The sequence below is a fragment of the Thioalkalivibrio sp. ALM2T genome (assembly GCF_000381505.1).
Lineage (GTDB): Bacteria > Pseudomonadota > Gammaproteobacteria > Ectothiorhodospirales > Ectothiorhodospiraceae > Thioalkalivibrio > Thioalkalivibrio versutus.
This window is the reverse complement of the sequence record NZ_KB906563.1, coordinates 89,461-114,060: the sequence shown is the minus strand read 5'-3', so window position 1 is coordinate 114,060 and position 24,600 is coordinate 89,461. Positions and strand designations below refer to the sequence as shown.

The 24,600-nt window shown below is 66.4% G+C and carries 23 protein-coding genes and 1 tRNA gene; 17 read left to right on the top strand and 7 right to left on the bottom strand.

What is annotated here, in order from left to right:
- The first annotated feature begins 52 nt into the window (after positions 1-52).
- From F816_RS0109505 to F816_RS0109495, 3 genes are all read left to right on the top strand, one after another.
- A complete protein-coding gene (locus F816_RS0109505) occupies positions 53-2,962 on the top strand; it encodes a molybdopterin oxidoreductase family protein (RefSeq protein ID WP_019594537.1) in 2,910 nt (969 codons plus the stop codon).
- 75 nt (positions 2,963-3,037) lie between these two features.
- Entirely contained in the window at positions 3,038-3,733 is a 696-nt protein-coding gene (locus F816_RS0109500) for a 4Fe-4S dicluster domain-containing protein (protein WP_038032074.1), read from the top strand.
- A gap of 26 nt (positions 3,734-3,759) precedes the next feature.
- Positions 3,760-4,698: a DmsC/YnfH family molybdoenzyme membrane anchor subunit gene (locus tag F816_RS0109495; RefSeq protein WP_019594536.1), complete on the top strand. Its 939-nt coding sequence runs from the start codon at positions 3,760-3,762 to the stop codon at positions 4,696-4,698.
- 78 nt (positions 4,699-4,776) lie between these two features.
- Here F816_RS0109495 and F816_RS15105 read toward each other — a convergent pair whose 3' ends face one another.
- A complete protein-coding gene (locus tag F816_RS15105) occupies positions 4,777-4,911 on the bottom strand; it encodes a hypothetical protein (RefSeq protein ID WP_019594535.1) in 135 nt (44 codons plus the stop codon).
- A gap of 174 nt (positions 4,912-5,085) precedes the next feature.
- On the opposite strand from F816_RS15105, the gene rfaH reads away from it, so the two are divergent.
- The gene (rfaH, locus tag F816_RS0109485) at positions 5,086-5,637 is read left to right on the top strand and encodes a transcription/translation regulatory transformer protein RfaH (RefSeq protein WP_019594534.1); all 552 of its coding nucleotides are present in this window, start codon (positions 5,086-5,088) and stop codon (positions 5,635-5,637) included.
- A gap of 180 nt (positions 5,638-5,817) precedes the next feature.
- Here the strand turns inward: rfaH and F816_RS0109480 are convergent.
- Positions 5,818-5,894 (bottom strand) — tRNA-Arg (locus tag F816_RS0109480).
- Positions 5,895-6,077: 183 nt separating this feature from the next.
- Between F816_RS0109480 and F816_RS0109475 the strand changes: the two genes are divergently transcribed.
- On the top strand, positions 6,078-6,956 hold the full coding sequence (locus F816_RS0109475; protein WP_019594533.1) for a c-type cytochrome: 879 nt from the start codon (positions 6,078-6,080) through the stop codon (positions 6,954-6,956).
- Positions 6,957-7,028: 72 nt separating this feature from the next.
- Here the strand turns inward: F816_RS0109475 and F816_RS0109470 are convergent, their stop codons facing one another.
- The 3 genes from F816_RS0109470 to F816_RS0109460 form a co-directional block, all read right to left on the bottom strand.
- Positions 7,029-8,534, bottom strand: coding sequence for a YifB family Mg chelatase-like AAA ATPase (locus F816_RS0109470; protein WP_019594532.1), 1,506 nt, complete (start codon positions 8,532-8,534; stop codon positions 7,029-7,031).
- Between the two features lie 59 nt (positions 8,535-8,593).
- The gene (locus tag F816_RS0109465) at positions 8,594-8,854 is read right to left on the bottom strand and encodes an accessory factor UbiK family protein (RefSeq protein WP_019594531.1); all 261 of its coding nucleotides are present in this window, start codon (positions 8,852-8,854) and stop codon (positions 8,594-8,596) included.
- A gap of 65 nt (positions 8,855-8,919) precedes the next feature.
- Positions 8,920-9,642, bottom strand: a complete 723-nt coding sequence (locus F816_RS0109460; protein ID WP_026333221.1) for a pteridine reductase — start codon at positions 9,640-9,642, stop codon at positions 8,920-8,922.
- A gap of 82 nt (positions 9,643-9,724) precedes the next feature.
- On the opposite strand from F816_RS0109460, the gene F816_RS0109455 reads away from it, so the two are divergent.
- Together F816_RS0109455 and tsaD are read left to right on the top strand one after the other, a co-directional pair.
- Complete coding sequence (locus F816_RS0109455) at positions 9,725-10,924, top strand: class I SAM-dependent methyltransferase (RefSeq protein ID WP_038085706.1); 1,200 nt, start codon at positions 9,725-9,727, stop codon at positions 10,922-10,924.
- 76 nt (positions 10,925-11,000) lie between these two features.
- Entirely contained in the window at positions 11,001-12,023 is a 1,023-nt protein-coding gene (gene tsaD, locus F816_RS0109450; protein WP_019594528.1) for a tRNA (adenosine(37)-N6)-threonylcarbamoyltransferase complex transferase subunit TsaD, read from the top strand.
- A 53-nt stretch (positions 12,024-12,076) separates the two neighbouring features.
- Here tsaD and plsY read toward each other — a convergent pair whose 3' ends face one another.
- Positions 12,077-12,694, bottom strand: a complete 618-nt coding sequence (gene plsY, locus F816_RS0109445) for a glycerol-3-phosphate 1-O-acyltransferase PlsY (protein ID WP_018168903.1) — start codon at positions 12,692-12,694, stop codon at positions 12,077-12,079.
- A gap of 47 nt (positions 12,695-12,741) precedes the next feature.
- Here plsY and F816_RS0109440 point away from each other — a divergent pair, with 47 nt between their 5' ends.
- The 10 genes from F816_RS0109440 (at position 12,742) to ccoS (ending at position 23,390) form a co-directional block, all read left to right on the top strand.
- Positions 12,742-13,566 (top strand): alpha/beta fold hydrolase, encoded by an 825-nt coding sequence (locus F816_RS0109440; RefSeq protein WP_019594527.1) that lies wholly within the window; start codon positions 12,742-12,744, stop codon positions 13,564-13,566.
- On the top strand, positions 13,563-14,435 hold the full coding sequence (gene bioC, locus F816_RS0109435) for a malonyl-ACP O-methyltransferase BioC (RefSeq protein WP_019594526.1): 873 nt from the start codon (positions 13,563-13,565) through the stop codon (positions 14,433-14,435). The genes F816_RS0109440 and bioC overlap by 4 nt, the downstream gene beginning before the upstream one ends.
- A gap of 204 nt (positions 14,436-14,639) precedes the next feature.
- Positions 14,640-16,124, top strand: coding sequence for a cytochrome-c oxidase, cbb3-type subunit I (gene ccoN, locus F816_RS0109430; RefSeq protein ID WP_026333219.1), 1,485 nt, complete (start codon positions 14,640-14,642; stop codon positions 16,122-16,124).
- Between the two features lie 19 nt (positions 16,125-16,143).
- On the top strand, positions 16,144-16,878 hold the full coding sequence (gene ccoO / locus F816_RS0109425; protein WP_019594524.1) for a cytochrome-c oxidase, cbb3-type subunit II: 735 nt from the start codon (positions 16,144-16,146) through the stop codon (positions 16,876-16,878).
- A gap of 18 nt (positions 16,879-16,896) precedes the next feature.
- Entirely contained in the window at positions 16,897-17,115 is a 219-nt protein-coding gene (locus tag F816_RS0109420; protein WP_018145085.1) for a cbb3-type cytochrome c oxidase subunit 3, read from the top strand.
- A complete protein-coding gene (ccoP, locus tag F816_RS0109415) occupies positions 17,112-18,041 on the top strand; it encodes a cytochrome-c oxidase, cbb3-type subunit III (protein ID WP_019594523.1) in 930 nt (309 codons plus the stop codon). Before F816_RS0109420 ends, ccoP begins: the two co-directional genes overlap by 4 nt.
- Before the next feature lie 179 nt (positions 18,042-18,220).
- Positions 18,221-19,621 carry a cytochrome c oxidase accessory protein CcoG gene (gene ccoG, locus F816_RS0109410; RefSeq protein ID WP_019594522.1) on the top strand — a complete coding sequence of 467 codons (1,401 nt, stop codon included), beginning with the start codon at positions 18,221-18,223 and terminating at the stop codon, positions 19,619-19,621.
- Between the two features lie 110 nt (positions 19,622-19,731).
- Positions 19,732-20,565 (top strand): FixH family protein, encoded by an 834-nt coding sequence (locus F816_RS0109405; RefSeq protein ID WP_018168910.1) that lies wholly within the window; start codon positions 19,732-19,734, stop codon positions 20,563-20,565.
- Between the two features lie 17 nt (positions 20,566-20,582).
- Positions 20,583-23,141 carry a heavy metal translocating P-type ATPase gene (locus F816_RS0109400; protein ID WP_019594521.1) on the top strand — a complete coding sequence of 853 codons (2,559 nt, stop codon included), beginning with the start codon at positions 20,583-20,585 and terminating at the stop codon, positions 23,139-23,141.
- A gap of 30 nt (positions 23,142-23,171) precedes the next feature.
- Positions 23,172-23,390, top strand: a complete 219-nt coding sequence (gene ccoS, locus F816_RS0109395) for a cbb3-type cytochrome oxidase assembly protein CcoS (protein WP_018145090.1) — start codon at positions 23,172-23,174, stop codon at positions 23,388-23,390.
- A 291-nt stretch (positions 23,391-23,681) separates the two neighbouring features.
- On the opposite strand, the gene rpoH is transcribed toward ccoS, so the two are convergent.
- Positions 23,682-24,548 (bottom strand): RNA polymerase sigma factor RpoH, encoded by an 867-nt coding sequence (rpoH, locus tag F816_RS0109385; protein WP_018145092.1) that lies wholly within the window; start codon positions 24,546-24,548, stop codon positions 23,682-23,684.
- Positions 24,549-24,600: the final 52 nt, after the last annotated feature.

Here is a 24,600-nt window from a genome sequence, read left to right as displayed (position 1 = left end):
CTCCGTCCACAATGCGCGATGCATAACTGAACCGAGATCACGAGGTCGCCCCATGAGCGCGTTGCCCGAATTCGAAAAGCACGGCGAGCAGGAGATCAAGTACACCACCTGCTACATGTGCGCCTGTCGTTGCGGTATCAAGGTTACCGTCCAGGACAACAAGGTCCGCTACATCCAGGGGAATCGGCACCACCCGATCAACAAGGGTGTGCTCTGCGCCAAGGGCAACGCGGGGATCATGAAGCAGCAATCCCCGGCGCGCCTGCACCAACCGATGCGCCGCAAGCCGGGCACCGAGCGCGGTGCTGGCGAGTTCGAGCCGATCTCCTGGGACGAGGCGCTGGACACCCTGTCCGCGCGCCTGCAGAAGATCCGCGAGACCGACCCGCGCAAGCTGGCGTTCTTCACCGGCCGTGACCAGATGCAGGCCCTGACCGGCCTGTGGGCAACCCAGTTCGGCACCTATAACTGGGCGGCCCACGGTGGCTTCTGCTCGGTGAACATGGCCGCCGGCGGCCTGTACACCACGGGCTTCGCCTTCTGGGAATTCGGCGACCCCGACTGGGATCGCACCAAGTACCACATGCTCTGGGGTGTGGCGGAAGACCATGCCTCCAACCCGATCAAGATCGGGCTGGAAAAGCTCAAGCGTAGCGGCGGCAAGTTCGTCGCGATCAACCCGGTGCGCACCGGCTACCAGGCGATCGCCGACGAGTGGGTGGGCATCAAGCCCGGCACCGACGGCCTGTTCGCGCTGTCGATGCTGCACGTGCTGCTGAAGAACGACCAGTTCGACTGGGACTTCCTGGTGCGCTACACCAACGCCACCCAGCTGGTGGTACAGACCCCGGGCCAGAAGGGCGACGGCCTGATCCTGCGTGACGAGGCCGGCAATCCGCAGGTCTGGGAACTGGAGAAGGAGGCCTTCGTCGACGGCAGCCAGGTCGACATCAAGCCGGCCCTGTTCGGCGAGTACACCGCCCCGGACGGTCGCCCGGTCAAGACCGTGATGACCCTGCTGGCCGAACGTTACCTGGCGGACGAGTATTCCCCGGAGAATACCGCCGCGGTGACCGGCATCCCGGCCGAGCAGACCGAGCGGCTGGCGCTGGAAATGGCCCACGTCGCGTTCAAGGAGACCATCGAACTCGACATCGAGTGGACCGACTCCTGGGGCCGCAAGCACGACAAGGTGTTCGGGCGTCCGGTGTCCATGCACGCGATGCGCGGCATCTCCGCGCACTCCAATGGATTCCAGACCTGCCGCGCGATCCACCTGCTGCAGATCATGCTCGGCTCGGTGGACTGCCCCGGCGGTCACCTGGCCAAGCCGCCGTATCCGAAGCACATCCCGCCGGGCATCAAGCCGGCCAAGGAATGCGCCCCGAACACCCCGCTGAAGAGTCCGCCGCTCGGTTTCCCGACCGCGCCGGAGGACCTGGTCATCGATGACGACGGCAACCCGCTGCGTATCGACAAGGCCTTCTCCTGGGATGCGCCGGTGTCCAACCACGGCATGATGCACATGGTGGTGACCAATGCGGTCAACGCCGACCCGTACCCGATCGACACCCTGATCTTCTTCATGGCGAACATGTCGTGGAACTCCACGATGAACACCGCCGAAGTGATGGACATGCTGCGGTCCAAGGACGAGAACGGCGAGTACAAGATCCCGTTCCTGGTGGTCTCGGATGCGTTCAACTCCGAGATGGTCAGCTTCGCCGACCTGGTGCTGCCGGATACCACGTATCTGGAGCGTTACGACACCATCTCCATGCTCGACCGCCCAATCTCCGAGCCGGCCGCGGCGGCGGATTCCATCCGTCACCCGATCCTCGAGCCCGATCGCAACGTGCGGCCGTGGCAGGAGGTGATGGTCGAGCTGGCCGGGCGCCTGAAGTTCCCGGCGTTCACCAAGGACGATGGCAGCCGCAAGTTCTCGGACTACAAGGACTTCATCGTCAACTTCGAGAAGGAGCCGGGTATCGGCTTCCTGTCCGGTTATCGCGGCAAGGACGGCCAGAGCCACCTGCGCGGCGAGCCGAACCCGAAGCAGTGGGAGGCGTACATCGAGAACCAGGGATTCTTCCTGTACCACCTGGCGCCGAATCAGCAATTCTACCGCTACGCCAACAAGGACTATCTGGAGCTGGCCAAGCACGCCGGCTGGGTGGGCAAGACCGATCCGATCACGATCGAGATCTACTCCGAGACCCAGCAGCGCTTCAAGCTGGCCGGTCAGGGCCTGTACGATGGCCCGCAACCGACCAAGCAGGAGCACAAGGACCGGCTGACGCAGTACTTCGATCCGCTGCCGATCTGGCACAAGCCGCTGGAGCAGACCCGTATCGACGAGGACGAGTACCCGTTCTACGCGGTCAACCAGCGCCCGATGTTCATGTATCACTCCTGGGATTCGCAGAACGCCTGGCTGCGCCAGATCTGCGCCCAGAACTACCTGTACATGAACCGCGGCAAGGCCGAGTCCATGGGCATCGAGGATCTGTCCTGGGTGTGGCTGGAGTCGCACAACGGCAAGATTCGCGTACAGGTCAAACTGATCGAGGGCTGCGAGCCCAGCACCGTCTGGACCTGGAACGCGATTGGCAAGCAGAAGGGCGCCTGGGGCCTGAAGCCGGAGGCGAACGAGTCGCAGAAGGGCTTCCTGATGAATCACCTGATCAGCGAGCTGCTCCCGAAGAAGGGCGACCCGATCGACAACATCACCAACTCCGATCCGGTCACCGGGCAGGCCGCGTGGTACGACCTCAAGGTCAAGATCACCCCGGCCGGTCCCGACGAGCAGAGCGCCTGGCCGCAGTTCGACGAGGTGAAGGCCACGCCGGGCATGTCCGAATCGCCGGACCAGCTGCGCTACCACGCGCACAAGCCTGTGCACCTGAACCGCGACATCCGCGACGTGCTCACGCGCGGTTCGCTGGACGACGAGAAAAACTGATCCGGCCCGGTTCCGCGACGGCCTCACGGCCATCGCGGGGCTTGCCCGCACGAACGATTTGAGGGAGTACCAACCATGCGACTTGGACTCGTAATCGACATGGACACCTGCGTGGGCTGCCATGCCTGCGCGGTGGCCTGCAAGCAGTGGAACACCAGCGGCACCACGGGTCCGCTGACCGACTATCGCCCCTACGGCGAGGACCCGAGCGGCGTGTGGTTCAACCGCATCCGCCACTACGAGGTCGGGGACTACCCCAACAACAAGACCGTCAACATCCCGATGTCCTGCATGCACTGCGAGCATGCCGACTGCGTGAATGTCTGCCCGACTGGCGCCTCCTACAAGCGTCCGGAAGACGGCATCGTGCTGGTCGATCAGGACAAGTGCATGGGCTGCAACTACTGCGCCTGGGCCTGCCCTTACGGCGCTCGCGAGCTCGACCGCGAAGACGGCGTCATGAAGAAGTGCACGCTTTGCGTGGACCGCATCTACGACGAGCAGCTGCCGCCGGAAGAGCGCCAGCCCGCCTGTGTGATCACCTGCCCGGCGCACGCGCGTTTCTTCGGCGACTTCGATGACGACGCCTCCGAGGTCAGCCGCCTGGTCCGCGAACGTGGTGGCGTGAAGCAGATGCCCGAGCTTGGCTACAAGCCGGTCAACACCTATCTGCCGCCGCGGATCACCCGTTCCATCCCCACCGACGATGTGCGTGCCAACACGCTGATCACCTCGGTGAAGGATTGGGTCAACAAGATGGTGGCGCGCTAAGCGCGCCCGATCGGGGAGAGAAAACCATGCATCCGGCGTTTTCCGTCATTCTATTTACTGTCATCTCCGGTGCAGGCTACGGCCTGTTCCTGCTGCTGGTGGCCTTCCATCTCGCGGGCATCGGCCCGGCCATGAGCCATGGCGAGCTGATCGCGCACGGGGTTGCGGCCCTGGGCATGATCACCGTCGGGCTCATGCTGTCCACCGGCCACCTGGCGAACAAGAAGAACGCCTGGCGTTCATTCATGCGCTTCAAGACCTCCTGGCTCTCGCGCGAGGCGGTGTTTGCCGTGCTGTTCTACCCGTTCGCCGCGATCTATGGCCTCGGCGTGCTGCTGCAGGGCTACGAAATCGGTCCGTTGGCCGCAGTGGCTGGCGCCATCGCCGCCGTGCTGGCGGTGGTCACGCTGTTCTCCACCGGGATGATCTACGGCTGCCTGAAGACCATCCGCCAGTGGAATACCGCGCTGACCCCGGCCAACTACATCCTTCTGGGCGTGGCCACCGGTGCCGTCGCCTTCGCCGCCATTGCCAGTGTGTTCGGCAACGCCACCGCGATGCATGCGGGCGTGGCCATCGTGCTGCTGCTGATCGCCGGCGTCCTCAAGGGGATCTACTACTTCTGGATCTCCCGCGTGACGGGCCCGACCATCAACACCGCCACCACCTTCAACCGGGCGACCGTGCGGTTGCTGGATACCGGGCATACCGCCGGTACCTTCCTGACCGACGAGTTTGGCTACGATGCAGGCAAGAACACCACCGATACCCTGAAGATGGGCGTGTTCCTGCTCGCGTTCGGTACCCCGATCCTGGTGTTCGCCGCGATCCTGTCCGGCGTACCGGCCATCGTGGCCTGGCTCGGCCTGGTCGCGGCTCTGGTGGGTGTGGTCATGGAGCGCTGGCTGTTCTTCGCCGAGGCGCGGCACGTCGTGCGCTTGTACCACGGGGACCAGCATACCTGAGCCCCGCTGGCTGAAGTGGCACATCAAACGCCCGCCTTGCGCGGGCGTTTTCATGGGCGGCCGTCGGGCGCGGAGGTCTTACTCGCGCTGATCGTCCTGGCGCATGCCGTGGATGATGTAATAACCCACGTAGCCAAAGAACGCCACGATCCCCAGCAGGGTGATGATGGTCAGAATGCCGATGGGCGACTGGAACATGATTTCGGTCAGCATGAGGGTTCTCCTGAGGTGTCGTTGCACCTCTGAAGCTAGCGCTGCCCCGGGCTGTCGAATTTGATCCAGATCAAGGCAGTAGCCGATCGCCCCGGCAACCCTGTGCATCCCGTTTCGTGATGCATCTACGCACGTTCGCTGCCAGTCGGCCTATCATTAGAGTGAGCTGATGCTATGGGTGGTGCGCAATTGCCGGCGCGCTGCTGCGCCGAGGTCCCCTTGAAACACTGGTACACCATCCAATGCAAACCCCGGGAAGAAGGCCGCGCCGAGGCGAATCTCGACCGCCAGGGGTATCGGACCTTCCGGCCGCTGATCCGCCGGCCCGTTCGCCGCGGGGGGCGTCGCACCGCCGTCACCGAGTCCCTGTTTCCGCGCTACCTCTTCGCGCAGCTTTGCGACGTCGCAGAAAACTGGGCGCCCATTCGTTCCACGCGCGGCGTGCTTGGTTTGGTGCGCTTTGGCTCCAGCCCGGTGCCGGTTCCCGAGCCGATCATCGAGGGGATCCGCCTGCGCCTGGACCCCGAGAGCGGCTGTCTCGACCTTACCCGCGACAGTGACTTTGCCCCGCAGCAGCCGGTCACCATCACGGATGGGCCGTTCCAGGGGCGCGAGGCCTTGTTTCTCGCCCGTAGCGGAGAAGAGCGCGTGATCGTTCTCATGCAGATCATGAGCCAGTGTCAGCAGGTCGAGTTGCCGGCTGCGGCCGTGGGGCCCGTTGTCTGATCGGGCAGTGCGAGGGCGAGGCTGTCGTCTGCGCTGCGCAGAGACTGTGGATTGTCCAGGTGGGGCGGATCGGTTGTCCCGTTCAGCGGGCCTCGGCTGGAGAAGGGGGCCTCCGGCCCCGGGGATCCACCCGCATAACGAAGAAGGGCCCATACAATGGGCCCTTCTTCGTCGTCATGATGGCGCGCCCGGCAGGATTCGAACCTGCGACCCCTGCCTTCGGAGGGCAGTACTCTATCCAGCTGAGCTACGGGCGCAAGATCTGCCATGATACGGGCGCGAGCTTTGACGCGTCCAGCCATATTTGACCGCCACACTCGGTTTGTGGTCGTGGTTTGCATGATGCCCTATACTCTGCGCCCGATTTGCGCTTGATGCGCGAGGGCTTTCGAATAGCACACCACATGGCCGCTCAAGGCCGGGATCTCGGAGGGAGAGAAGTGGGAAATCAACCGATCAAGATGGACACCGGGAACAAGGTGTTGCTGTTTATTGCGTCCCTGGCCTTGCTGGGTACGGTCCTTTTCCTGGTTTCGCACCTGGCCGGCTGGCTTGGTGGCATGCAGGTGTCCCAGCCCGACACCGTGAGTGACGAACGCGTCGCCCAGCGCATCGCGCCGATCGGTCAGGTGGTGTCCGGCCAGGTGGATAGCGCCGAAGAAGCCGCGGACCTGACCCCGGGCGATATCTACTCGAACGTCTGCGCGGCCTGCCATGACGCTGGTGTGTCCGGCGCCCCAATCAAGGATGACGCCGACGAGTGGAGCAATCGCCTGAACGACAAGGGCCTGGATACCCTGTTCGCCAACTCGATCAACGGCATCGGCGCCATGCCGGCGCGCGGTGGCGATTCCAGCCTGAGCGACGAGCAGATGCGCGACGTGGTCGCCTACATGCTGGACGAGGCCGGGGTCGATCACGACTATGAAGGCAGCGATAGCGGCAATGGCAATGGCGACACCGCCGCCGAAGATGCTGCCGGGGGCGAAGAGCCGGTCGCCACTACCGAGACTGGCGAAGCGGCGGCCGAAGAAGAGGCCGAAGCGGTTGCCGCCATCGCGGTTGAAGATGGCGATGCGGAGCGCGGTCAGTCGCGTTACAACACCTGTGTTGCCTGCCACGGTGCCCAAGGTCAGGGTACCCCGGTGTTCCCGAAGCTGGCCGGTCGTGATGCCGGGTACATTGCCGACAAGCTGGTGCGTTACCGCGCCGGCGAGACCGTTGGCGACCAGACAGCACTCATGGCGCCGAATGCCGCCAACCTGTCGGACGAGGACATCGCCGACCTGGCCGTCTACGTGGCGACCTTCGAAGACTGATCGTCCCCGCAGGAACGGCACTACGAAACCCCGCTCAGGTATCGCCTGGGCGGGGTTTTTCTTTGGTGGCCGCTATTGCGTGCGCCAGTGGTCCAGGGCGCGGTAGCTCAGCGCCTCGGTCAGGTGCTGGGTCGCGATTGCCTCGGCGTCGTTGAGATCGGCAATGGAGCGCGCCACCCGCAGGATCCGGTGGTAGGCCCGCGCGGAGAGCCGGAAGCGTTCTGCAGCCTTGTCCAGCAGCTCCCGGTCAGCCGTGCCGAGGGCAGCGTATCGGTCCAGTGCTGTGCCATCGAGTGCGCTGTTCAGTCCATTCTGGCGCTTGTGCTGCACCTTGCGGGCCCGCGCGACGCGTTTCGCCACGGAGGCCGAGTCTTCGGATGCGGCGGCCGATCCGGCCAGGTCCCCGGGGGGGATGCGCGGGACCTCGATGGCCAGGTCAATCCGGTCGAGTAGCGGTGCCGACAGGCGCTTGCGGTGGCGGGCCCGCTGCTCCGGGGTGCATTCGCAGCGTTCGGCGAGGTCGCAATCGAATCCCTGTGGGCAGGGGTTCATCGCACCGACCAGCTGGAAGCGCGCCGGAAACTCGGCCTGGCGGGCCGCGCGCGAGATATGGATGACCCCACTCTCCAGCGGTTCGCGCAGTACGTCGAGCACCGAGCGGCTGAATTCGGTGAGTTCGTCGAGGAACAATACGCCCTGGTGCGCGAGCGAGATCTCGCCGGGGCGTGGTGTACTGCCGCCGCCGACCAGCGCCACGCCCGAGGCGGTGTGGTGCGGTGACCGGAACGGACGCGCCCGCCAGTCCTGGCGCAGGTGCGAGCTGCCACGCAGGCTGTGGATGGCCGCGGTTTCCAGGGCCTCGGCCTCGTCCATTGGCGGCAGGATGCCGGGGATGCGCGAGGCCAGCATGGATTTGCCGCTCCCGGGTGGCCCGACCATCAGCAGGTGATGCCCGCCGGCGGCCGCGATCTCCAGGGCCCGGCGCGCCTGGTGCTGGCCGCGCACGTCGGCGAGGTCGGGGTGAGCGGGTGCGGAAGGCTCGGGCGGTTGTGCCGGCACCAGGGCCTCGCGCCCCGCCAGCGCGGCGCAGACGGCGCTCAGGTGCGAGCCGGTGAGAACCCGGGCGCGGCTGGCGAGGGCCGCCTCCGCCCCGTCCTCCGGGTTCACCACCAGCGCCCGCTCGGCGTCGGCTGCCGCAAGCCCGGCAGACAGGGTGCCACCCACCGGGCGCAAGGTGCCGTCCAGCCCCAGCTCGCCGAGGAACTCGTGCCGGGCCAGCGCTGCGGCCGGGATCTGCTGGCTGGCGGCCAGGATGCCCAGCGCAATGCCGAGATCGAAGCGGCCGCCGTCCTTGGGCAGGTCGGCGGGGGCCAGGTTGACGGTAATGCGGCGCCGTGGAAACTCGAAGCCGCTGGTCTGGATCGCCGCGCGCACGCGGTCACGGCTTTCGCGCACCGCGGCCTCGGGCAGGCCGACGATCTGGAAGGCGGGTAGCCCGTTGGCCAGGTGGGTCTCGATGGTGACCAGCGGGGCGTGGATGCCGTCGATGGCGCGGGCGTAGGCGATGGTGACGGGCATCCGTGCCCCTCCGTTCTGCCGCCCGGCATCCGTGCCCGGCGGGTGGTTTCAGATGGTGGTTACTGCCCGGTCTCGTTGCTCGGGCGGGCTTCCAGCGCGGCGACCCGCGCCTCGAGTTCCGCCAGGCGTTCGCGGGTACGTTCCAGCAGGGCCACCTGGATGTCGAAGTCCTCGCGGGTCACCAGGTCCATGCGTTCGAAGCCGCTTTGCAGCGACGAGCGGACCTGGCGCTGCACGTCCTCCTGCATGTGGCGTACCGACTCCGGCAGGCTTTCGGTGATGCGGCGGGCAAGGTCGTCGAAGCGTTTGGAATCGATCATGCTGCAGTCTCCTGGCGCAAATGCTCGGTTGGGGGCCAGTGTAGCGCGGCTGGACGGGGTCGCGGCTACTGCGATGCCGACCGGCCGCCGTCCACCGGGATCACCTGGCCGGTGATGTAGGGCGCGTCCAGCAGCAGGAAGCGCACGGTGCGCGCGATGTCCTCCGGGCGGCCCTCGCGCTTGAGTGCGGTGCGTTCAATCATTGCCTCGTGGGTGCCGGTGTTTTCGGCCTCCTCGGGGGCGAGGATCGCGCCGGGGGCGACGCCGTTGACCCGCACGTCCGGCCCCAGCTCGCGGGCGTAGGCCTGGGTCAGCGCCCACAGCCCGGCCTTGGCCGCCGAATACACCGGGTAGCCCTTTAGCGGGCGTAGCGCATGGATGTCGACGATATTGACGACCGCGCCCTGCTGACGCTGCAACGCCGGATTGCAGGCCTGGGTGAGGAAGGTCGGGGCCTTCAGGTTGGAGCCGATCAGGTCGTCCCAGCTGTGTTGGGTGATCTCGCCCACGGCCGTGGCGTAGAAGGTCGAGGCGTTGTTGACCAGGAAGTCCAGGCGGCCCCAGGTCGCCTCGGCCTCGCGCGCCAGGCGTTCGATGGCCTCCAGGTCGAGGAGGTCCGCCTGCAGGGCGCGGGCGCTGTCCGGGCGCTCCGCGTTCAGTGTGGCGACGAGGTCTTCGGCATCCGTGCGCGAGCCGCGGTAGTGGATCAGTACCCGCAACCCGGCTGCGTGCAACCCGCGCACGATGGTTGCGCCAACCCGCCGCGCGGCCCCGGTGACCAGCACCACCCGCGCCTCCCCGGAAGTCGTGTCCATGCTGTCGGATTGTACCTGCGCCACGCCTGCCCCCGGGTTGGTACCATTCGTCGTCATGATGCCGCCGAAACCTAGCACAAACGCCCCGGCCGATCCGGTGGCCGCCGATATCGCCCTGCGTCTGCACGCCTCCCTGCAACAGAGTGTTGTCGCCGGCGAGGGGTTCCTTCCGTTCGTCGATTACATGCAGGCCGCGCTGTATGCGCCGGGGCTTGGCTATTACGTGAACGGGGCGCACAAGCTGGGCGAGGGGGGCGATTTCGTCACCGCGCCGGAGCTGTCGCCCCTGTTCGGCGAGACCCTCGCGACCTGGCTGGCCCCGGTGTTGCGGGACGATCTGAGCGGGACCGGCACACTGCTCGAATTCGGGGCCGGCAGCGGCCGGCTCGCGGGGGATGTGATCACCACGCTGCGCGAACTCGGGGTGGCGTGGGAGCGCTACTGGATCGTCGAGGTCAGTCCGGACCTGCGGGCGCGGCAGCAGGCCCACCTGGAGGCTGCGCTGGACCCCGCGGAGTACGCCCGGGTGGCGTGGCTGGATGCCCTGCCCGAGACCCCGTTGCGCGGTGTGGTGCTGGCCAACGAGGTGCTGGATGCCCTGCCGGTGGAGCTCTTCCGCTGGCGTGAAGGCCGAGTCTGGCAGGTCGGGATCACGACCGATGCCGCCGGCACCCTGAGCCTGGCCGAGCGCCCGGCCCCGCCCACGCTGGCCGATCCGGTGGAGCGGCTGCAGGCCGAGCATGGCCCGTGGCCTGAGGGCTATCTCTCCGAGTGGCGTCCGGCCCAGGCCGCGTGGGTGGGCGCCCTTGCCGGCTTCCTTGAGCAGGGGGTTGCCGTGATCGTGGACTATGGCTTTCCGCGCACCGCCTATTACGCGCCGGAGCGTCACCAGGGGACGCTGGTGGGTTATTACCGCCAGCAGATGATCCAGGATCCGCTGGCCCATCCGGGCCTGATGGACCTGACCGCCAGTGTGGATTTCACCGGGGTCGCAGAGGCGGCGGACGCTGCGGGCCTCGATGTGCTGGCCTATGCCGCGCAGGGCGAGTTTCTGCTAGGGGCAGGGTTGCCAGAGCGTTTCGAGGCCCGTGTGGGCAGCGGCGAGGATGCCCGTGTGACCATGCAGGCCGCTCAGGCCGTGCGCATGCTGACCCTGCCGGGGGAGATGGGCGAACGTTTTCAAGTGATGGCCTTGGGGCGCGGTTGCGCGCAGCTGCCACTGAGCGGCATACCGGATCGCCGGGGGCGGCTGTGAAAGCAGGCCCGAACGCAATGGCGCGCCGGGGTAGGGGCTGCTTGGTGCGGTCCGCGAAACCCGGCATGCTCGCAGCATGATCGTATTAGGCATCGAGACTTCCTGCGACGAGACGGGCGTGGCGCTGATCGACGCGGATCGGGGCCTGCTCGCGCACCGCCTTTACAGCCAGACCGATCTGCATGCGGTTTATGGCGGTGTGGTGCCCGAGTTGGCCTCGCGTGACCACATTCGGCGCCTGTTGCCGCTGGTGCGTGCCGTGCTGGACGAGGCGGGCGTGGGCGGCGACGACCTGGCTGCGGTGGCCTACACCGGCGGGCCGGGGCTGCTGGGGGCACTGCTGACCGGCGCCTCGGTGGCTCGCTCCCTGGCCTGGGGCTGGGGGATCCCGGCGCTGGCGGTGCATCACCTGGAGGGCCACCTGCTGGCGCCGTTTCTGGAGGATGCCGGGCTTGATTTCCCGTTTCTGGTGCTGCAGGTCTCTGGTGGGCATACCCAGCTGATTCATGCGCGCGCCCTGGGTGACTACGACCTGATCGGCGAGAGCATCGACGATGCCGCGGGCGAGGCCTTCGACAAGACCGCCAAGCTGCTGGGGCTGGGCTATCCGGGTGGGCCGGCGCTCGCGCGTCTGGCCGAGCAGGGGCGCTCGGACGCCCTGCGCCTGCCGCGCCCGATGCTCGACCGCCCGGGGCTGGACATGAGCTTCTCCGGTCTGAAGACCGCGGTGCTGACCGCATTGAAGAAACAGGTCTACCGGCCGGAGGATGTCGCCCGCGCCTTCGAGGAAGCGGTGACCGACACCCTGGTGGAGAAGACCCGGCGCGGCCTGGAGCAAACCGGGGCCCCAGCGCTGGTGGTCGCCGGTGGCGTGGCGGCCAACACGACATTGCGCGCCGGGCTCAAGGCCATGGCGCAGCGTCAGGGGGTGCCGGTGTACTTCCCGCGGCCCGAATTCTGCACCGACAATGGGGCAATGATCGCGCTGGCCGGGCTGCGGCGACTGCAGGCCGGCCAGGTGACGGAAACCGGGGCGCCGGTGGTGGCGGCGCGGGCGCGCTGGCCGTTGGCGGAGCTGGCGCCGCCCGCGGCGGCATGAAGGGGGCTGCGGATGGGGCTGCGATCTTGTAAACCCGTCCGCAGGCCGAAGGGTTACTCCTTTGGCGCCGCCGGGGCCTTGTCCTTCTGGCCGATCCGCGATTCCTCCCCGCGCATCAGGCGGCGGATGTTGCTGTCGTGACGGATGAACAGGATCACGCTCATCAGGGCCACGGCGGCACTGATCCAGTGGTCCATGCCCAGCAGGACCATGTACACCGGGGCCATGCCGGCGGCGACCAGGGCAGCCAGCGACGAATAACGCCAGATGGCGGCAACGACCAGCCAGGTGAGCAGGACCAGGCCGCCGACCAGCGGGCTGATGGCGAGCATCACACCCAGTGCGGTGGCCACGCCCTTGCCGCCCTGGAAGCGGTAGAACACCGGGAACACGTGCCCGAGGAAGGCGGCCAGGCCGATCAGGCCGATCGCCCAGCCGGGGAACAGGTCCAGTTGCAGGGCGACGAACACCGGCAGCCAGCCCTTGCCGACATCCCCGATGAGCGTGATGATGGCCGCCGTCTTGCCGCCCGAGCGCAGTACATTGGTGGCGCCGGGGTTCTTCGAGCCGGTGGTGCGCGGGTCCGGCAGGCGCAGCAGCTTGCTGACCAGAATGGCCGTGGAAAGCGATCCCAGTAGATACGCGATGATGATGCCGATTGTGATGCCCATGAGCGGTCAGCCTGCCTGCGCGGATTGGCGAGAGGATTCGACCGCACATGATACGCAAGCCGGTGGCCGCCGTTCAGGGCGCTGACGTGCCTGCCGCGCAATCGCAGGGCAATGCTCCGACGCTGGTGCTCCTGCATGGCTGGGGCTTCTCCGGCACGGTGTGGGCGCCGCTGCGCGCCGCGCTCCCGGGTGCGCCACGGGTGCTGGCGCCGGACCTGCCCGGGCACGGGGCCGCCGGCGATGGCGAGACGCTGGCGGATGCCGAGCGCACCGCGGCGGCGTTGATCGCTTCGCTGCCAGCGGATGTCGAGTGTCCGGTGTGGGCGGGCTGGTCCCTGGGCGGTCTGGTCGCACTGGCCGCCGCGCGCCAGTGGTCGGGGCCCCAGGGGCTGCTGCTGATCGGGGCCTCGCCGCGCTTTGCGAAGGCCGACGACTGGCCGGCGGCCCTGACCCCGGCCGAGCTGGAAGGCTTTCGTGCAGCCCTCGGGGGTGATCGCCGGCGGCTGGAGCGCCGCCTGGCGATGCTCTGCGCGCGCGGGAGCCAGGATGCCGCTTCGCTCGCCCGTCGGCTGGTGTTGCAGTTACAGGCCGCTCCAGCCTCGCCCGAGGGCCTGGAGGCCGGCCTCGCGCTGCTGGCGGCGGCGGATCTTCGGTCCGTCTGGGCGGCCCTGGAGGTGCCTTCGGCGGTCTGGCTGGAGGCCGGCGATGCGCTGGTGCCGGCCGCCGTGGCGGACGACCTGCACAGGCTGCGACCCGCCAGTCGGATCGTCCGCGGCGTGGGCGGCCACGCGGAGTGGTTCGCGCGCCCGCAATCCTTGGCCGGTTTGGTCGTCGAGTTCTTGAATCAGTGCAGCGCAGGGAAATCCGCATGAGCCGACCCGACAGTTTCGATCTCGACAAGGCGCGGGTCCGTGAGGCCTTCGCGCGGGCGGCTTCCACCTACGAGGAGCACGCAGTCCTGCAGCGCGAGGTGCAGGAGCGAATGCTGGGGCGGTTGGACTGGGTTCGCATGCAGCCGGAGCAGGTCGTGGATCTCGGCTGCGGCATCGGCGAGGCCCTGGATCACTTGAGCCGCCGCTACCGCAAAGCCCGCCTGGCCGGGGTCGATTTCGCCCCGGAGATGGTCGCGCGGGCGCGCCGCCGCGGGCGCTGGCTGCGCCGGCCGCAGGTGGTCTGCGGCGATCTCGAGGCGCTGCCGCTGGCGGAGCAGTCCTTCGACCTGGCGGTTTCCAGTTCCGCCCTGCAGTGGTGCGCCAGCCTGGATCAGGCCTTCATGGAGGTGCGGCGTATCCTGCGCCCGGGCGGGCTGTGGATGTTCACCACCTTCGGTCCCGACACCCTGCGTGAGCTGCGGGCGGCCTTCGCGGCGGTGGACGGTGGGGCGGGGACGCATGTGAACGCCTTCATGGATATGCACGACATTGGCGATGCCCTGGTACGCGCCGGGTTTGCCGATCCGGTGATGGACCAGGAGGCCCTGACCCTGACTTACCCGGATCTGACCGGGTTGATTCGCGACCTGCGCGGGGTTGGGGTGCGCAATGCCCTGTCGGGGCGGTCGCCGGGACTGTTCGGTCCGCGCCGCCTGGTTGCGGTGGCCGAGGCCTACGCGCGCGACTTCGGCGTGGAGGGCCGCCTTCCGGCAACCTGGGAGGTGGTCTACGGCCATGCCTGGGTTCCGGATGCGCCGCCGCCATCGCGCCCGGCGGGGCGGGTGATCCCGGTCCAGCCGATTCGTTGATCCAGATCAACGAATCGGCCCGGCGCCCTCTCGCCTGGACGTGTATGACCGATGTATTATCGATGCGGTCAAAAGTTCCGCCAATCGCACTCAATATCCGAGTGACACAGGCGGTATTGGTTTTTTGTGGGCCCGGAATGGGGTAGAGTTCACGCCCCCGAACCATCGGGACATCCGTGTTCCCCGCAGCAAGGTGGAAAAGTCATGTCACAAGCAGCCACTACGGCGGGTGCCGCACCCGCAGCGTCAGTCGCGACTTCCGAGCAGTACAACTACGCGATTATCAAGCGGTTTGCCATTGCCGCCGTCCTTTGGGGCGTGTTCGGGATGGCCGCCGGCGTCTGGATCGCCTCGCAACTGGCGTTCCCGTTCCTGAATTTCGATATCGCGCAGATCACCTTCGGGCGTTTCCGTCCGGTCCATACCACGGCCGTGATCTTCGGGTTCGGGGGTAACGCGCTGTTCGCCACCTCGTATTACGTGGTTCAGCGGACCTGTCAGACCCGCCTGTGGAGTGACTCCATGGCGAGCTTCACCTTCTACGGGTGGAACCTGGCGCTGATCCTGGGCGTGATCACCTACACGATGGGGATTACTCAGGGCCGCGAGTACGCCGAATTCAACTGGCAGATCGACCTGATCATCCTGGTTGTCTGGGTGGCTTACTTCATGGTCTTCCTGATGACCCTGCTGCGCCGGAACCAGCCGCACATCTACGTGGCGAACTGGTTCTTCATGGCCTTCATCCTGGCGACCGCGCTGCTGCACGTCTTCAACAACATCCAGGTGCCGGTGGGTCTGTTCCACCCGCATTCCTACTCCGTGTTTTCCGGGGTGCAGGATGCGATGACTCAGTGGTGGTACGGCCATAATGCGGTGGGCTTCTTCCTGACCGCGGCCTTCCTGGGGATGATGTACTACTTCGTGCCGAAGCAGGCCGGGCGTCCGATCTACTCGTACAAGCTGTCCATCATCCACTTCTGGGCGCTGGTCTTTCTGTACATGTGGGTGGGCGCGCACCACCTGCACTGGACGGCCCTGCCGGACTGGGTCTCCACCCTGGCGGCGACCTTCTCCATCCTGCTGCTGCTGCCCTCCTGGGGCGGCATGATCAACGGCATCATGACCCTGTCGGGCGCCTGGGATAAGCTGCGCACCGACCCGATCATGCTGTTCCTGATCACCGCGCTGGCGTTCTACGGCATGTCGACCTTCGAAGGTCCGATGATGTCGCTGAAGAGCGTGAACGCGCTGTCGCACTACACCGACTGGACCGTGGGCCACGTGCATTCCGGTGCGCTGGGCTGGGTGGCGATGATCACCTTCGGCTCCCTGTACCACCTGATGCCGCGCCTGTGGAACGTGAACCTGTACAGCCTGAAGCTGGTGTACGTGCACTTCTTCCTGGCGACCATCGGGATCGTGTTGTACATCACCGCGATGTGGGTGGCCGGTATCGGTCAGGGTCTGATGCTGCGTGCCTTCGACCAGTACGGGAACCTTGCCTACACCTTCACCGAGTCGGTGGTGTTCCTGCACAAGCCGTACGTGGTGCGCGCCATCGGTGGCGGGTTCTTCCTCGCCGGCATGCTGATCATGGCGTTCAACATCGCGATGACCGTTCGCTCGGGCATCAAGGCCGAGGCCCGCGAGGCCCAGGCTGCGTCCACCGAAGCCCGCACGGCCTGATTAGGGAGAGAATAGATCCATGAAGCATGAAAGCGTTGAAACCAATGCCGGCCTGCTGATCATCCTTACCCTTGCGGTGATCAGCGTCGGCGGCCTGGTCGAGATCGTGCCGTTGTTCTACATCGACGACACGATCGAGGAAGTGGACGGCGTGCGTCCCTACACCCCGCTGGAACAGCGTGGTCGCGACATCTACGTTCGCGAGGGCTGCTACACCTGCCACTCGCAGATGGTGCGTCCGTTCCGTGACGAGATGCTGCGCTACGGCCACTACTCGCTGGCGGCCGAGTCGCAGTATGACCATCCGTTCCAGTGGGGCTCCAAGCGCACCGGTCCGGACCTCGCCCGAGTTGGCGGCAAGTACTCCAACGAATGGCAGGTTCAGCACCTGATCAATCCGCAGTCGCTGGTACCGGAGTCGATCATGCCGGGCTACCCCTGGCTGGCGGAAACCCCGCTTGACTACTCCGATATCGACCGCCGGATGGTCGCGCTGAAGCGGGTCGGTGTGCCGTACTCGCTCACCGAAGAGGAATACGAGGCCAACGTCGAGCGCTTCGGCGAAGAACACGCCCGGATGTTCGATATCCGTGACGCCGAGGACAACCTGGTTAGCCAGGCCCAGGCGGGGAACTTCGACGGCAACCCCGGGACGGTCACCGAGATGGACGCAATCGTCGCCTATCTCCAGGTGCTCGGGACCATGGTCGACTTCAGCGAATACGACGACGGACACTTTGCCGAGTTCCGGTAAGGAGGAGCGGGCGCGAACATGATGGGACTGTGGGAATGGATTACGGACATGGGCAACAGCAAGATGGTCGCCCTGTTGCTCTTCATGGGTACCTTTATCGGGGTCGTGATCTTCCTGTTTGCCAACCGTCAGCGCGCCCGGAAGTTCGAGACGTATCGCTATATTCCTCTGGATGACGATGATTCACATCGGGAGCCCGTGGCCCGGCGTGACAAAACCAAGAGTGACGAGCAATGAGCACACAGGACAACCGCGAAAAGGACCCGAACCAGGTCGAGACCACTGGGCACGTCTGGGACGGGAACCTCCAGGAATACAACAACCCGCTCCCGCGCTGGTGGCTGTGGGGTTTCTACGCCACGATCGTGTTTGCCGTGGTGTACTGGCTGATCTACCCGGCCTGGCCGATCGGTGACAGCTTTACCAAGGGCTTCAACACCATCACCTTCGAGCAGGGTGGCGAAGAGCGCACGATGCACTGGAATACCCGTGCGCTGCTGGCCAAGGACATGCAGACCGGCACCTACGCGGTGCGTCAGCGCGAGATGCTTGAACAGGTCGCGGCCCAGGATTACGAAACCATCCTGCAGGACGCCGAGAGCATGAGCTTCGTCAACGCCTACGCCCAGGGTTCCTTCGGCACCTGGTGTGCCGCCTGCCATCAGGTTGGTGGTGCCGGCGTGGTCGGGCAGTACCCGAACCTGCGCAACGACCACTGGAAGTGGGGTGGCACCGTGGAGCAGATCGAGGAAACCCTGCACCAGGGCCGTCTGGGCTACATGCCGGGCTACCGCGACACCCTCGACGGCGACCAGCTGAACCAGGTCGCAGCGTACGTGCTGTCGCTCAACGACTACAGCGTGGACCAAGAAGAAGCGGACGCCGGCGAACGCATTTTCACCGGTACCGACGGCGGCTGCTTCCAGTGTCACGCCATGGATGGCCAGGGGCTGGCGTCCCAGGGTGCTCCCAACCTGACCAATGATCTCTGGGGTCTGGTGGACGTGCGCGGTGCGGAAAGCGATAGCGAGCGCCAGCGTCTGGTGGCGAACTTCATTCGCAACGGCGCCCAGCGCGAGATGCCTGCGTTCGGGGATCGTCTGTCGGATGCCGAGATCAAGATGCTGACGGCCTACGTGCATTCGTTGGGTGGCGGGCAGTAAGCGCGAATCTGTTGACCGTATGGTGAGCCCCGGGGCCGGGCGCTCGCCGTGATAACTACAGGGGTGCCCGCCGGGTTGTTTGACGCCCGAGGGCGCCCCTGCTTTTTTGGAAGGAACCCGATCCCAGGGCGCGCCTTGCGGCCGCCCCACTCTGCCGGATTGAACTCCGGGAGGTTTTGATGTCCCAGGCCCAGCCGTTGTACGAGGCACGCATCCCGATCCATCCGCGGTCGGTCAAGGGGCGTTTCCGCAATCTGAAGACCGGCATCCTGTTGCTCGCGTACGGTGTGTTCTTCGGCCTGCCCTGGGTCCGCTGGGAGCGCGAATACGGCCCCAATCAGGCGGTCTTGTTCGACATCCCGGGCCGGCAGTTCCACATCTTCGATCTGGTCGTCTACCCGCAGGACATCTTCTGGTTGGCCGGCTTCCTCCTCATGGCCGCCTTGCTGCTGTTTTTCGTCACGGGCGTCGCCGGACGGGTGTTCTGTGGCTATTTCTGCTTCCAGACCCTGTGGACCGACGTCTTCATGTGGCTAGAGCGCAAGATCCAGGGTGAACGGCCCGCCCGCCTGCGCCTGGCCAAGCAGCCCTGGACGGGCGAAAAGCTGTTCAAGTACGGGTTGACCCACCTGTCCTGGCTGCTCGTGGCCTTTGCCACCGGCCTCGGTTTCATCCTGTACTGGGGGAATGCCCCCTCGATCGTAAGCGACTTCTTTACCGGTCAGGCGGTCTACGCGGCCTACCTGACTGCGGGCATCCTGACGGCCACGACCTACACCTTTGCCGGATTGGCGCGCGAACAGGTGTGCACCTTTATGTGCCCCTACGCCCGGTTCCAGAGCGTGATGTTCGACCGCGACACCATGATCGTGTCGTATGAAGAGGCGCGCGGGGAAGGTACCGCCGGTCGCTCCAAGGTCAAGGCCGGTCTGAAGACCCGCGAGGAACGCCAGGCCGCCGGGGTGGGTGACTGCATCGACTGCGGTTATTGCGTCCAGGTGTGCCCGACGGGCATCGATATCCGCGACGGGCTGCAGTTCCAGTGCATCCACTGCGCACTTTGTATTGATGCCTGTGACACCATTATGGACAAGCAGGGCTGGCCCCGCGGCCTGATCGACTATACCTCCGAGCGCGAGCAGGAGGGCGGGAAGACCCAGGTCCTGCGCGGCAAGACCCTTGGCTACGGGGCCGCCGTGCTGATTGTGGTGGTGGCGCTGGTCGCCAGTATTCTCGGCCGCCCGCCAGTGGATGCCAACGTCAACCAGGTGCGCCAACCGCTCTACGTCCAGATGTCCGATGGTCGCACCCAGAACGGCTATGAGATCCGCCTGAACAACACCGCGGATCGGGAGCTGGATTTTGAGATCGGCCTGGCGGGGCTGGAGGGCGCCGAACTGGATCTGGGCCAGGTAGAACGTATCCGTCTGGAGCCCGGTGAGCGGCTGACCGTCGTGGCGCGTGTACGCCACGACGTGCCCGCCGGTACTCCCTCACCGCAGCCTTTCCGCTTCGTGATCACCGACCGCGAGGGCCATATCGAACCGCTAGAGGTGACCTCGCAGTTCAGTCACCGCTAGCAAGCGTTGCCGCCAGCCACCGGCGAAGAAACAGTAACCGAGCTGCCGGAACTCGCGCGGCACACCGCAAGCGCCTAGCTTGCGTTCACGCAGGAAACGAAGAAAAGCATATGAGCAACCTCGTCATTACCCTCGGCATCGGCAGTGCGGCACTGGCCATCCTGTTCGCCCTGATCTATCGCTTCACGCGGTTCAAGGCCTACAGCACCTCGGCCGTGGTGGTCGCGCTCATGCTGTTCGTGTTTATCCCGTACTCGATCCTGACCTGGCAGGGGGCAGACGTCTTCGCCATTCATCTGGCGCTCTACATCATCGTGCCTTACGGCCTGGGGATCGTGTTCACCCAGAAGGAGGCCGAGGTCGAAAGCGGTGGCAAGGCCAAGATTGGGCGTCTGCACTGGGCCCCGTTGGTATTGGTGGGGTTCTTCACCATGGTCGCCTCGGTACAGGCCGTCCTGATCACACTCGCCCATAACGGGATGCCGCAGCAGTTCATCGGCTCGATCCTGCCGGAGCCGGAGAACCGGGCCGAGCGGGTGACCTCCGCCTTCCCCGGCACAGTGGCCGGCATGGAGAGCCGCAAGCAGGCGCTCGCCGTGCACCGCGTCTCGGAGCTGCAGGAACAGCGACAGAAGGGCTGGCAGGTGCGTCAGGGCTGGGTTGACCGACCCACCGAGGGCGAGACCGCTACCCTGCAGGTCGAGGTGCGGGATGCGGACGGCGAGCCTATCGACGATGCCAGCATCCGCGGCCTTTTCATGTGGCTGGCCGACGAACGTCGCGATCAGGGCTTCGAGATGCAGGCGATGGGCGAGGGCATGTATCAGGTCGAAGTTGCGTTGCCGGCCCCCGGGCGCTGGGATCTGCGCTTCCAGGTCCAGCACGATGGCCAGCTTCTGGAGCAACAGGCACGTACCCGCGTGCGTAGCGCCCAGCCCGGGTAGGCCCCGCCGCTCCCGCCGTGGCGCTCGCGTCCGACTCGCAGGGCCCGGCAACGCCCGAGGCCGAGGCCCGTTGTTTCCACTGCGGCCTGGAGGTGCCGGCAGGCGCCTGCTACCCGGTGACGTTCGAGGGCCGCGTGGAACCCACCTGCTGCCCCGGCTGCCAGGCCGTGGCCAGCGCGATCATCGAGCGTGGCCTGGGGGCCTATTACCATCACCGTGATGCCCCCCCGGCGGAGACCGGCAGCCCCCTGATCCCCGACGAGCTCCGCGAGCTCGAACTGTTCGATCACCCCGGCGTCCAGCAACAGTTCGTCGCGGCCGCCGGCGCAGAGGGCGACCGCCGTGAGGCCGCCCTGATGCTCGAGGGCATCACCTGTGCGGCCTGCGTATGGCTGAACGAGCGTCATGTCCAGGCCCTTCCGGGCGTGGAGAGCTTTCGCGTGAATTACTCCACCCATCGCGCGCAGGTCGTCTGGGACCCCGCGCGGATTGCCCTGTCGGATATCCTCAAGGCGATCCGCGACATCGGGTACCACGCCCATCCCTACGACCCCGGAACCCGCGAGCAGGCGATCGCCCGCGAACGGGGCCTCGCCTTGCGCCGGATCGCCGTTGCCGCCCTGGGGATGATGCAGGTGATGATGCTGGCCGTGGCGCTCTGGCTGGGCGCCGAGGACACCGAGCACGAAGACCTCCTCCAGTTCATGCGCTGGGTGGCGGCGGCGCTGACCACGCCGGTCGTCCTGTACTCCGCGATCCCGTTCTATCAAAGCGCCTGGCGCGACCTGCGTCATCGCCAGCTGGGGATGGACGTGCCCGTGAGTCTGGCGATCATCGTGACCTACCTGGCCAGCCTGTACGCGGTCATCCTCGGGACCGGCGAGCACGTCTATTTCGAATCGGTCGTGATGTTCGTCTTCTTCCTGCTCACCAGTCGCTATCTGGAGCTGATCGCGCGCCAGCATGCCAGCCATGCCATTGACCGCCTGGATCGTCTGGTGCCCGCCATCGCCAATCGTCTGGATGCAGCCGGGCGCGTCGAGGCGATCCCGGTCGGCGAGCTGGTGCCGGGGGATCGGGTACGTGTTCGCCCGGGCGAGACCATCCCCACGGACGGCGTGGTGTGCGAGGGCGAGTCGACGGTCAATCGTGCCCTGTTGACCGGCGAGCCCGAGCCGCACGCGGTGCGCGTCGGGGATCCCGTGACAGGCGGCACCGTGAACGTCGATGGCCCACTCGCCATCGAGGTCCAGCGCGTCGGCGCCGAGACGACCCTGGCGGCGATCCAGCGGCTCCTCGATCGCGCCCAGACCGAGAAGCCGCGGATGGCCCGGATCGCCGAGGCCGGTACCGGCTGGTTTGTTGGTGCCGTCCTGATCCTGACGGCGCTGGCGGGTCTGGTTTGGTATGCGTGGATCGATCCGACGCGGGCCCTCTGGGTCATGGTCGCCATGCTGGTCGCCACCTGCCCCTGTGCCCTGGCGCTCGCGACGCCGGTCGCGCTGACCGCCACCACCGGCGCGTTGTCGCGCCTCGGTCTGCTGGTTACGCGCGGCAGTGCCCTGGAGACCTTGCCGCGCGTCGATATGGTTTGTCTCGACAAGACCGGAACCCTGACCGTCGGCATGCCGCGTCTGCTGGCACAGTCCGAGCTGCAGCCCGCGCCCGAGGGGGCTGACTGGCTGGACTGGGCCGCCGCGCTCGAGGCCCATTCCGAGCACCCCCTGGCACGCGCCCTGGTCGCTCCGGCCAAGGCCTCATCGGTGGTCGCCAGCGAGGTTCGCAACCTCCCCGGGCGCGGCCTCGTTGGCCACATAGAGGGCCACCGTGTGGCCATTGGTGGAGCGTCGATGTTGCCGCAGCCCGGTACGCCCAACCCGGAGCCACCCTTGGGCTACCCCTTGGCCACCCCGGTCTGGCTGGTGGTCGACGACCAACCGGTCGCGCTGTTTTGGCTGGCCGACACTCCGCGTCCCGGGGCCCGGAACGTGATCGCCGATCTGCAGGGGCGCGGGTTGCGGGTGGTCTTGCTGACCGGGGACCGCCCGCAGGCCGCGCAGGCCTTCGCGGCGGAAATGGGCATCGCCGAAGCCGAGGGTGGCCTGACCCCGGAGGGGAAGCTCGCCTATGTGCACGCTCGCCAGGCGGAGGGCCGGGTGGTCCTGATGGCCGGTGAGGGCATCAACGATGCCCCGGTGCTGGCCGGGGCCGACGTATCGCTGGCGATGGGCGGCGGCACCCAGCTGGCGCAGAATCAGGCCGACCTGGTCCTGCTCTCGGATCGCCTGGAACACCTGCCGCAGGCGCTGGACCAGGCGCGCCACACGCGGCGCGTGATCCGGCAGAACATCGCCTGGGCAATCGGCTACAACCTGGTGGCCCTCCCCGTGGCCGCGGCGGGGCTGCTGACTCCCTGGCTGGCGGCGCTGGGCATGTCGCTCAGCTCGTTGCTGGTGGTTGGCAATGCGCTGCGCCTGCGTCCGGGGCGCGACGTGATGGACACAGGCGACGAGGCGTCGGTGCATTCCGGAGAGGGGTCCGTGCGCGACCCGGCGTCACGGCCACCCCCGGTTTAAGCCGTTCGCGCGCCTGGGTACACTGGAAGCATGTCAATCCTCTACCTGTTGATCCCGCTGGCCATGCTGTTCGCCCTGGTGGTGGGCGTGGTGCTGTTCTGGGCCATCCGCTCGGGGCAGTACGACGATCTTCAGGGTCCGGCGCATCGCATCCTGATGGACGATGATGACCCGCGTATCCCGACCGGGTCGGGCGAGGAGGCCCCTCCCGACGCGACCGGTGGGGGGCGGCAAAAGTCCCAGCGCTGACCTCGGTCGAACTTGCGCCGCGCTGCGGACCCGCTTACCCTTTCCTTATTCTGGTTGAAATTTCCCGAGGGCTTCGAGATGCGCGAGTGGTTTACTTTCCCTAACTTTCCGCTGACGTTCACGGTCGGCCTGATCATCTGGTCCTGGATCAGCTTCTTCTCGGTGATCCTGTTCGGCTGATCGGGCATGGAAAACCGTGCCGGGTGCCGCTGCGCCCGGCAACAAAAAGGCCCCGGCTGATGCCGGGGCCTTTTTCGTTCGGGGCCCTTGTTTCGCGCGGGTGCGGAAGCGTCAGTCGTCGAAGGCGGCCCGGATGCGCTTGATCGCGCTGTTCTCGATCTGGCGGATGCGCTCGGCCGAAACGCCGTACTCCGCGGCCAGCTCGTGCAGTGTCGCCTTCTGATCGGCCATGTAGCGGCGCATCAGGATGGTGCGCGAACGCTCGTCCAGTTCGCCCAGGGTCTCGCTAAGGCGTTCCTGATAGTGACGGTCCCAGTCCTCGTCCTCGGTCACATTGGCGGGGTCGTCGCTCAGGTCCTCCAGGCTCAGCCGTTCCGAAGGGGCCTGATAGCCGTATTCATCGTCGGCTTCGGGGCCCGGGTCGAAACTCGCATCCTGGCTCGAGAGGCGGCGTTCCATCTCCCAGACGTCCTTTTCGGAAACGCCCAGATCCTGCGCCACGGCGGAGACCTCGGCATTGGACAGCCAGCCGAGACGCTGCTTGGCACTGCGCAGGTTGAAGAACAGCTTGCGCTGGGCCTTGGTGGTCGCGACCTTCACGATGCGCCAGTTACGCAGGATGAACTCGTGGATCTCGGCGCGAATCCAGTGCACGGCAAAGGACACCAGGCGCACGCCCTGATTCGGGTCGAAACGGCGGACGGCCTTCATCAGGCCCACGTTGCCTTCCTGGATCAGATCCCCCAGGGGCAGGCCATACCCTTTGTAGCCGCGCGCAACATGGATCACGAAACGCAGGTTGTGCAGGATCAGCTGGCGTGCCGCATCCAGGTCCTGGCGCTCGTGCAGCGCCACGGCCAGTTCACGCTCGTGCTCGGCGTCCAGCACCTCGATGCGGCCAACGGCCTGCATGTAGTGATCGAGGTTGCCCACCGGTACGGGCATGTCGATGCGTGGAGTGGTCAGGGCCTGGTTCATGCGTGGTGTTTCCTCCCGATTCATGACTCTACATTAGCAGTCTGTGAATAAG

Excerpts from the sequence above, each read along its gene's own strand:
- F816_RS0109505 (WP_019594537.1), top strand. The coding sequence starts at position 53 with ATGAGCGCGTTGCCCGAATTCGAAAAGCACGGCGAGCAGGAGATCAAG.
- F816_RS0109500 (WP_038032074.1), top strand. The coding sequence starts at position 3,038 with ATGCGACTTGGACTCGTAATCGACATGGACACCTGCGTGGGCTGCCAT.
- F816_RS0109495 (WP_019594536.1), top strand. The coding sequence starts at position 3,760 with ATGCATCCGGCGTTTTCCGTCATTCTATTTACTGTCATCTCCGGTGCA.
- F816_RS15105 (WP_019594535.1), bottom strand. The coding sequence starts at position 4,911 with ATGCTGACCGAAATCATGTTCCAGTCGCCCATCGGCATTCTGACCATC.
- rfaH (WP_019594534.1), top strand. The coding sequence starts at position 5,086 with ATGGGTGGTGCGCAATTGCCGGCGCGCTGCTGCGCCGAGGTCCCCTTG.
- F816_RS0109470 (WP_019594532.1), bottom strand. The coding sequence starts at position 8,534 with ATGCCCGTCACCATCGCCTACGCCCGCGCCATCGACGGCATCCACGCC.
- F816_RS0109465 (WP_019594531.1), bottom strand. The coding sequence starts at position 8,854 with ATGATCGATTCCAAACGCTTCGACGACCTTGCCCGCCGCATCACCGAA.
- F816_RS0109455 (WP_038085706.1), top strand. The coding sequence starts at position 9,725 with ATGATGCCGCCGAAACCTAGCACAAACGCCCCGGCCGATCCGGTGGCC.
- tsaD (WP_019594528.1), top strand. The coding sequence starts at position 11,001 with ATGATCGTATTAGGCATCGAGACTTCCTGCGACGAGACGGGCGTGGCG.
- plsY (WP_018168903.1), bottom strand. The coding sequence starts at position 12,694 with ATGGGCATCACAATCGGCATCATCATCGCGTATCTACTGGGATCGCTT.
- F816_RS0109440 (WP_019594527.1), top strand. The coding sequence starts at position 12,742 with ATGATACGCAAGCCGGTGGCCGCCGTTCAGGGCGCTGACGTGCCTGCC.
- bioC (WP_019594526.1), top strand. The coding sequence starts at position 13,563 with ATGAGCCGACCCGACAGTTTCGATCTCGACAAGGCGCGGGTCCGTGAG.
- ccoN (WP_026333219.1), top strand. The coding sequence starts at position 14,640 with ATGTCACAAGCAGCCACTACGGCGGGTGCCGCACCCGCAGCGTCAGTC.
- ccoO (WP_019594524.1), top strand. The coding sequence starts at position 16,144 with ATGAAGCATGAAAGCGTTGAAACCAATGCCGGCCTGCTGATCATCCTT.
- F816_RS0109420 (WP_018145085.1), top strand. The coding sequence starts at position 16,897 with ATGATGGGACTGTGGGAATGGATTACGGACATGGGCAACAGCAAGATG.
- ccoP (WP_019594523.1), top strand. The coding sequence starts at position 17,112 with ATGAGCACACAGGACAACCGCGAAAAGGACCCGAACCAGGTCGAGACC.
- ccoG (WP_019594522.1), top strand. The coding sequence starts at position 18,221 with ATGTCCCAGGCCCAGCCGTTGTACGAGGCACGCATCCCGATCCATCCG.
- F816_RS0109405 (WP_018168910.1), top strand. The coding sequence starts at position 19,732 with ATGAGCAACCTCGTCATTACCCTCGGCATCGGCAGTGCGGCACTGGCC.
- ccoS (WP_018145090.1), top strand. The coding sequence starts at position 23,172 with ATGTCAATCCTCTACCTGTTGATCCCGCTGGCCATGCTGTTCGCCCTG.
- rpoH (WP_018145092.1), bottom strand. The coding sequence starts at position 24,548 with ATGAACCAGGCCCTGACCACTCCACGCATCGACATGCCCGTACCGGTG.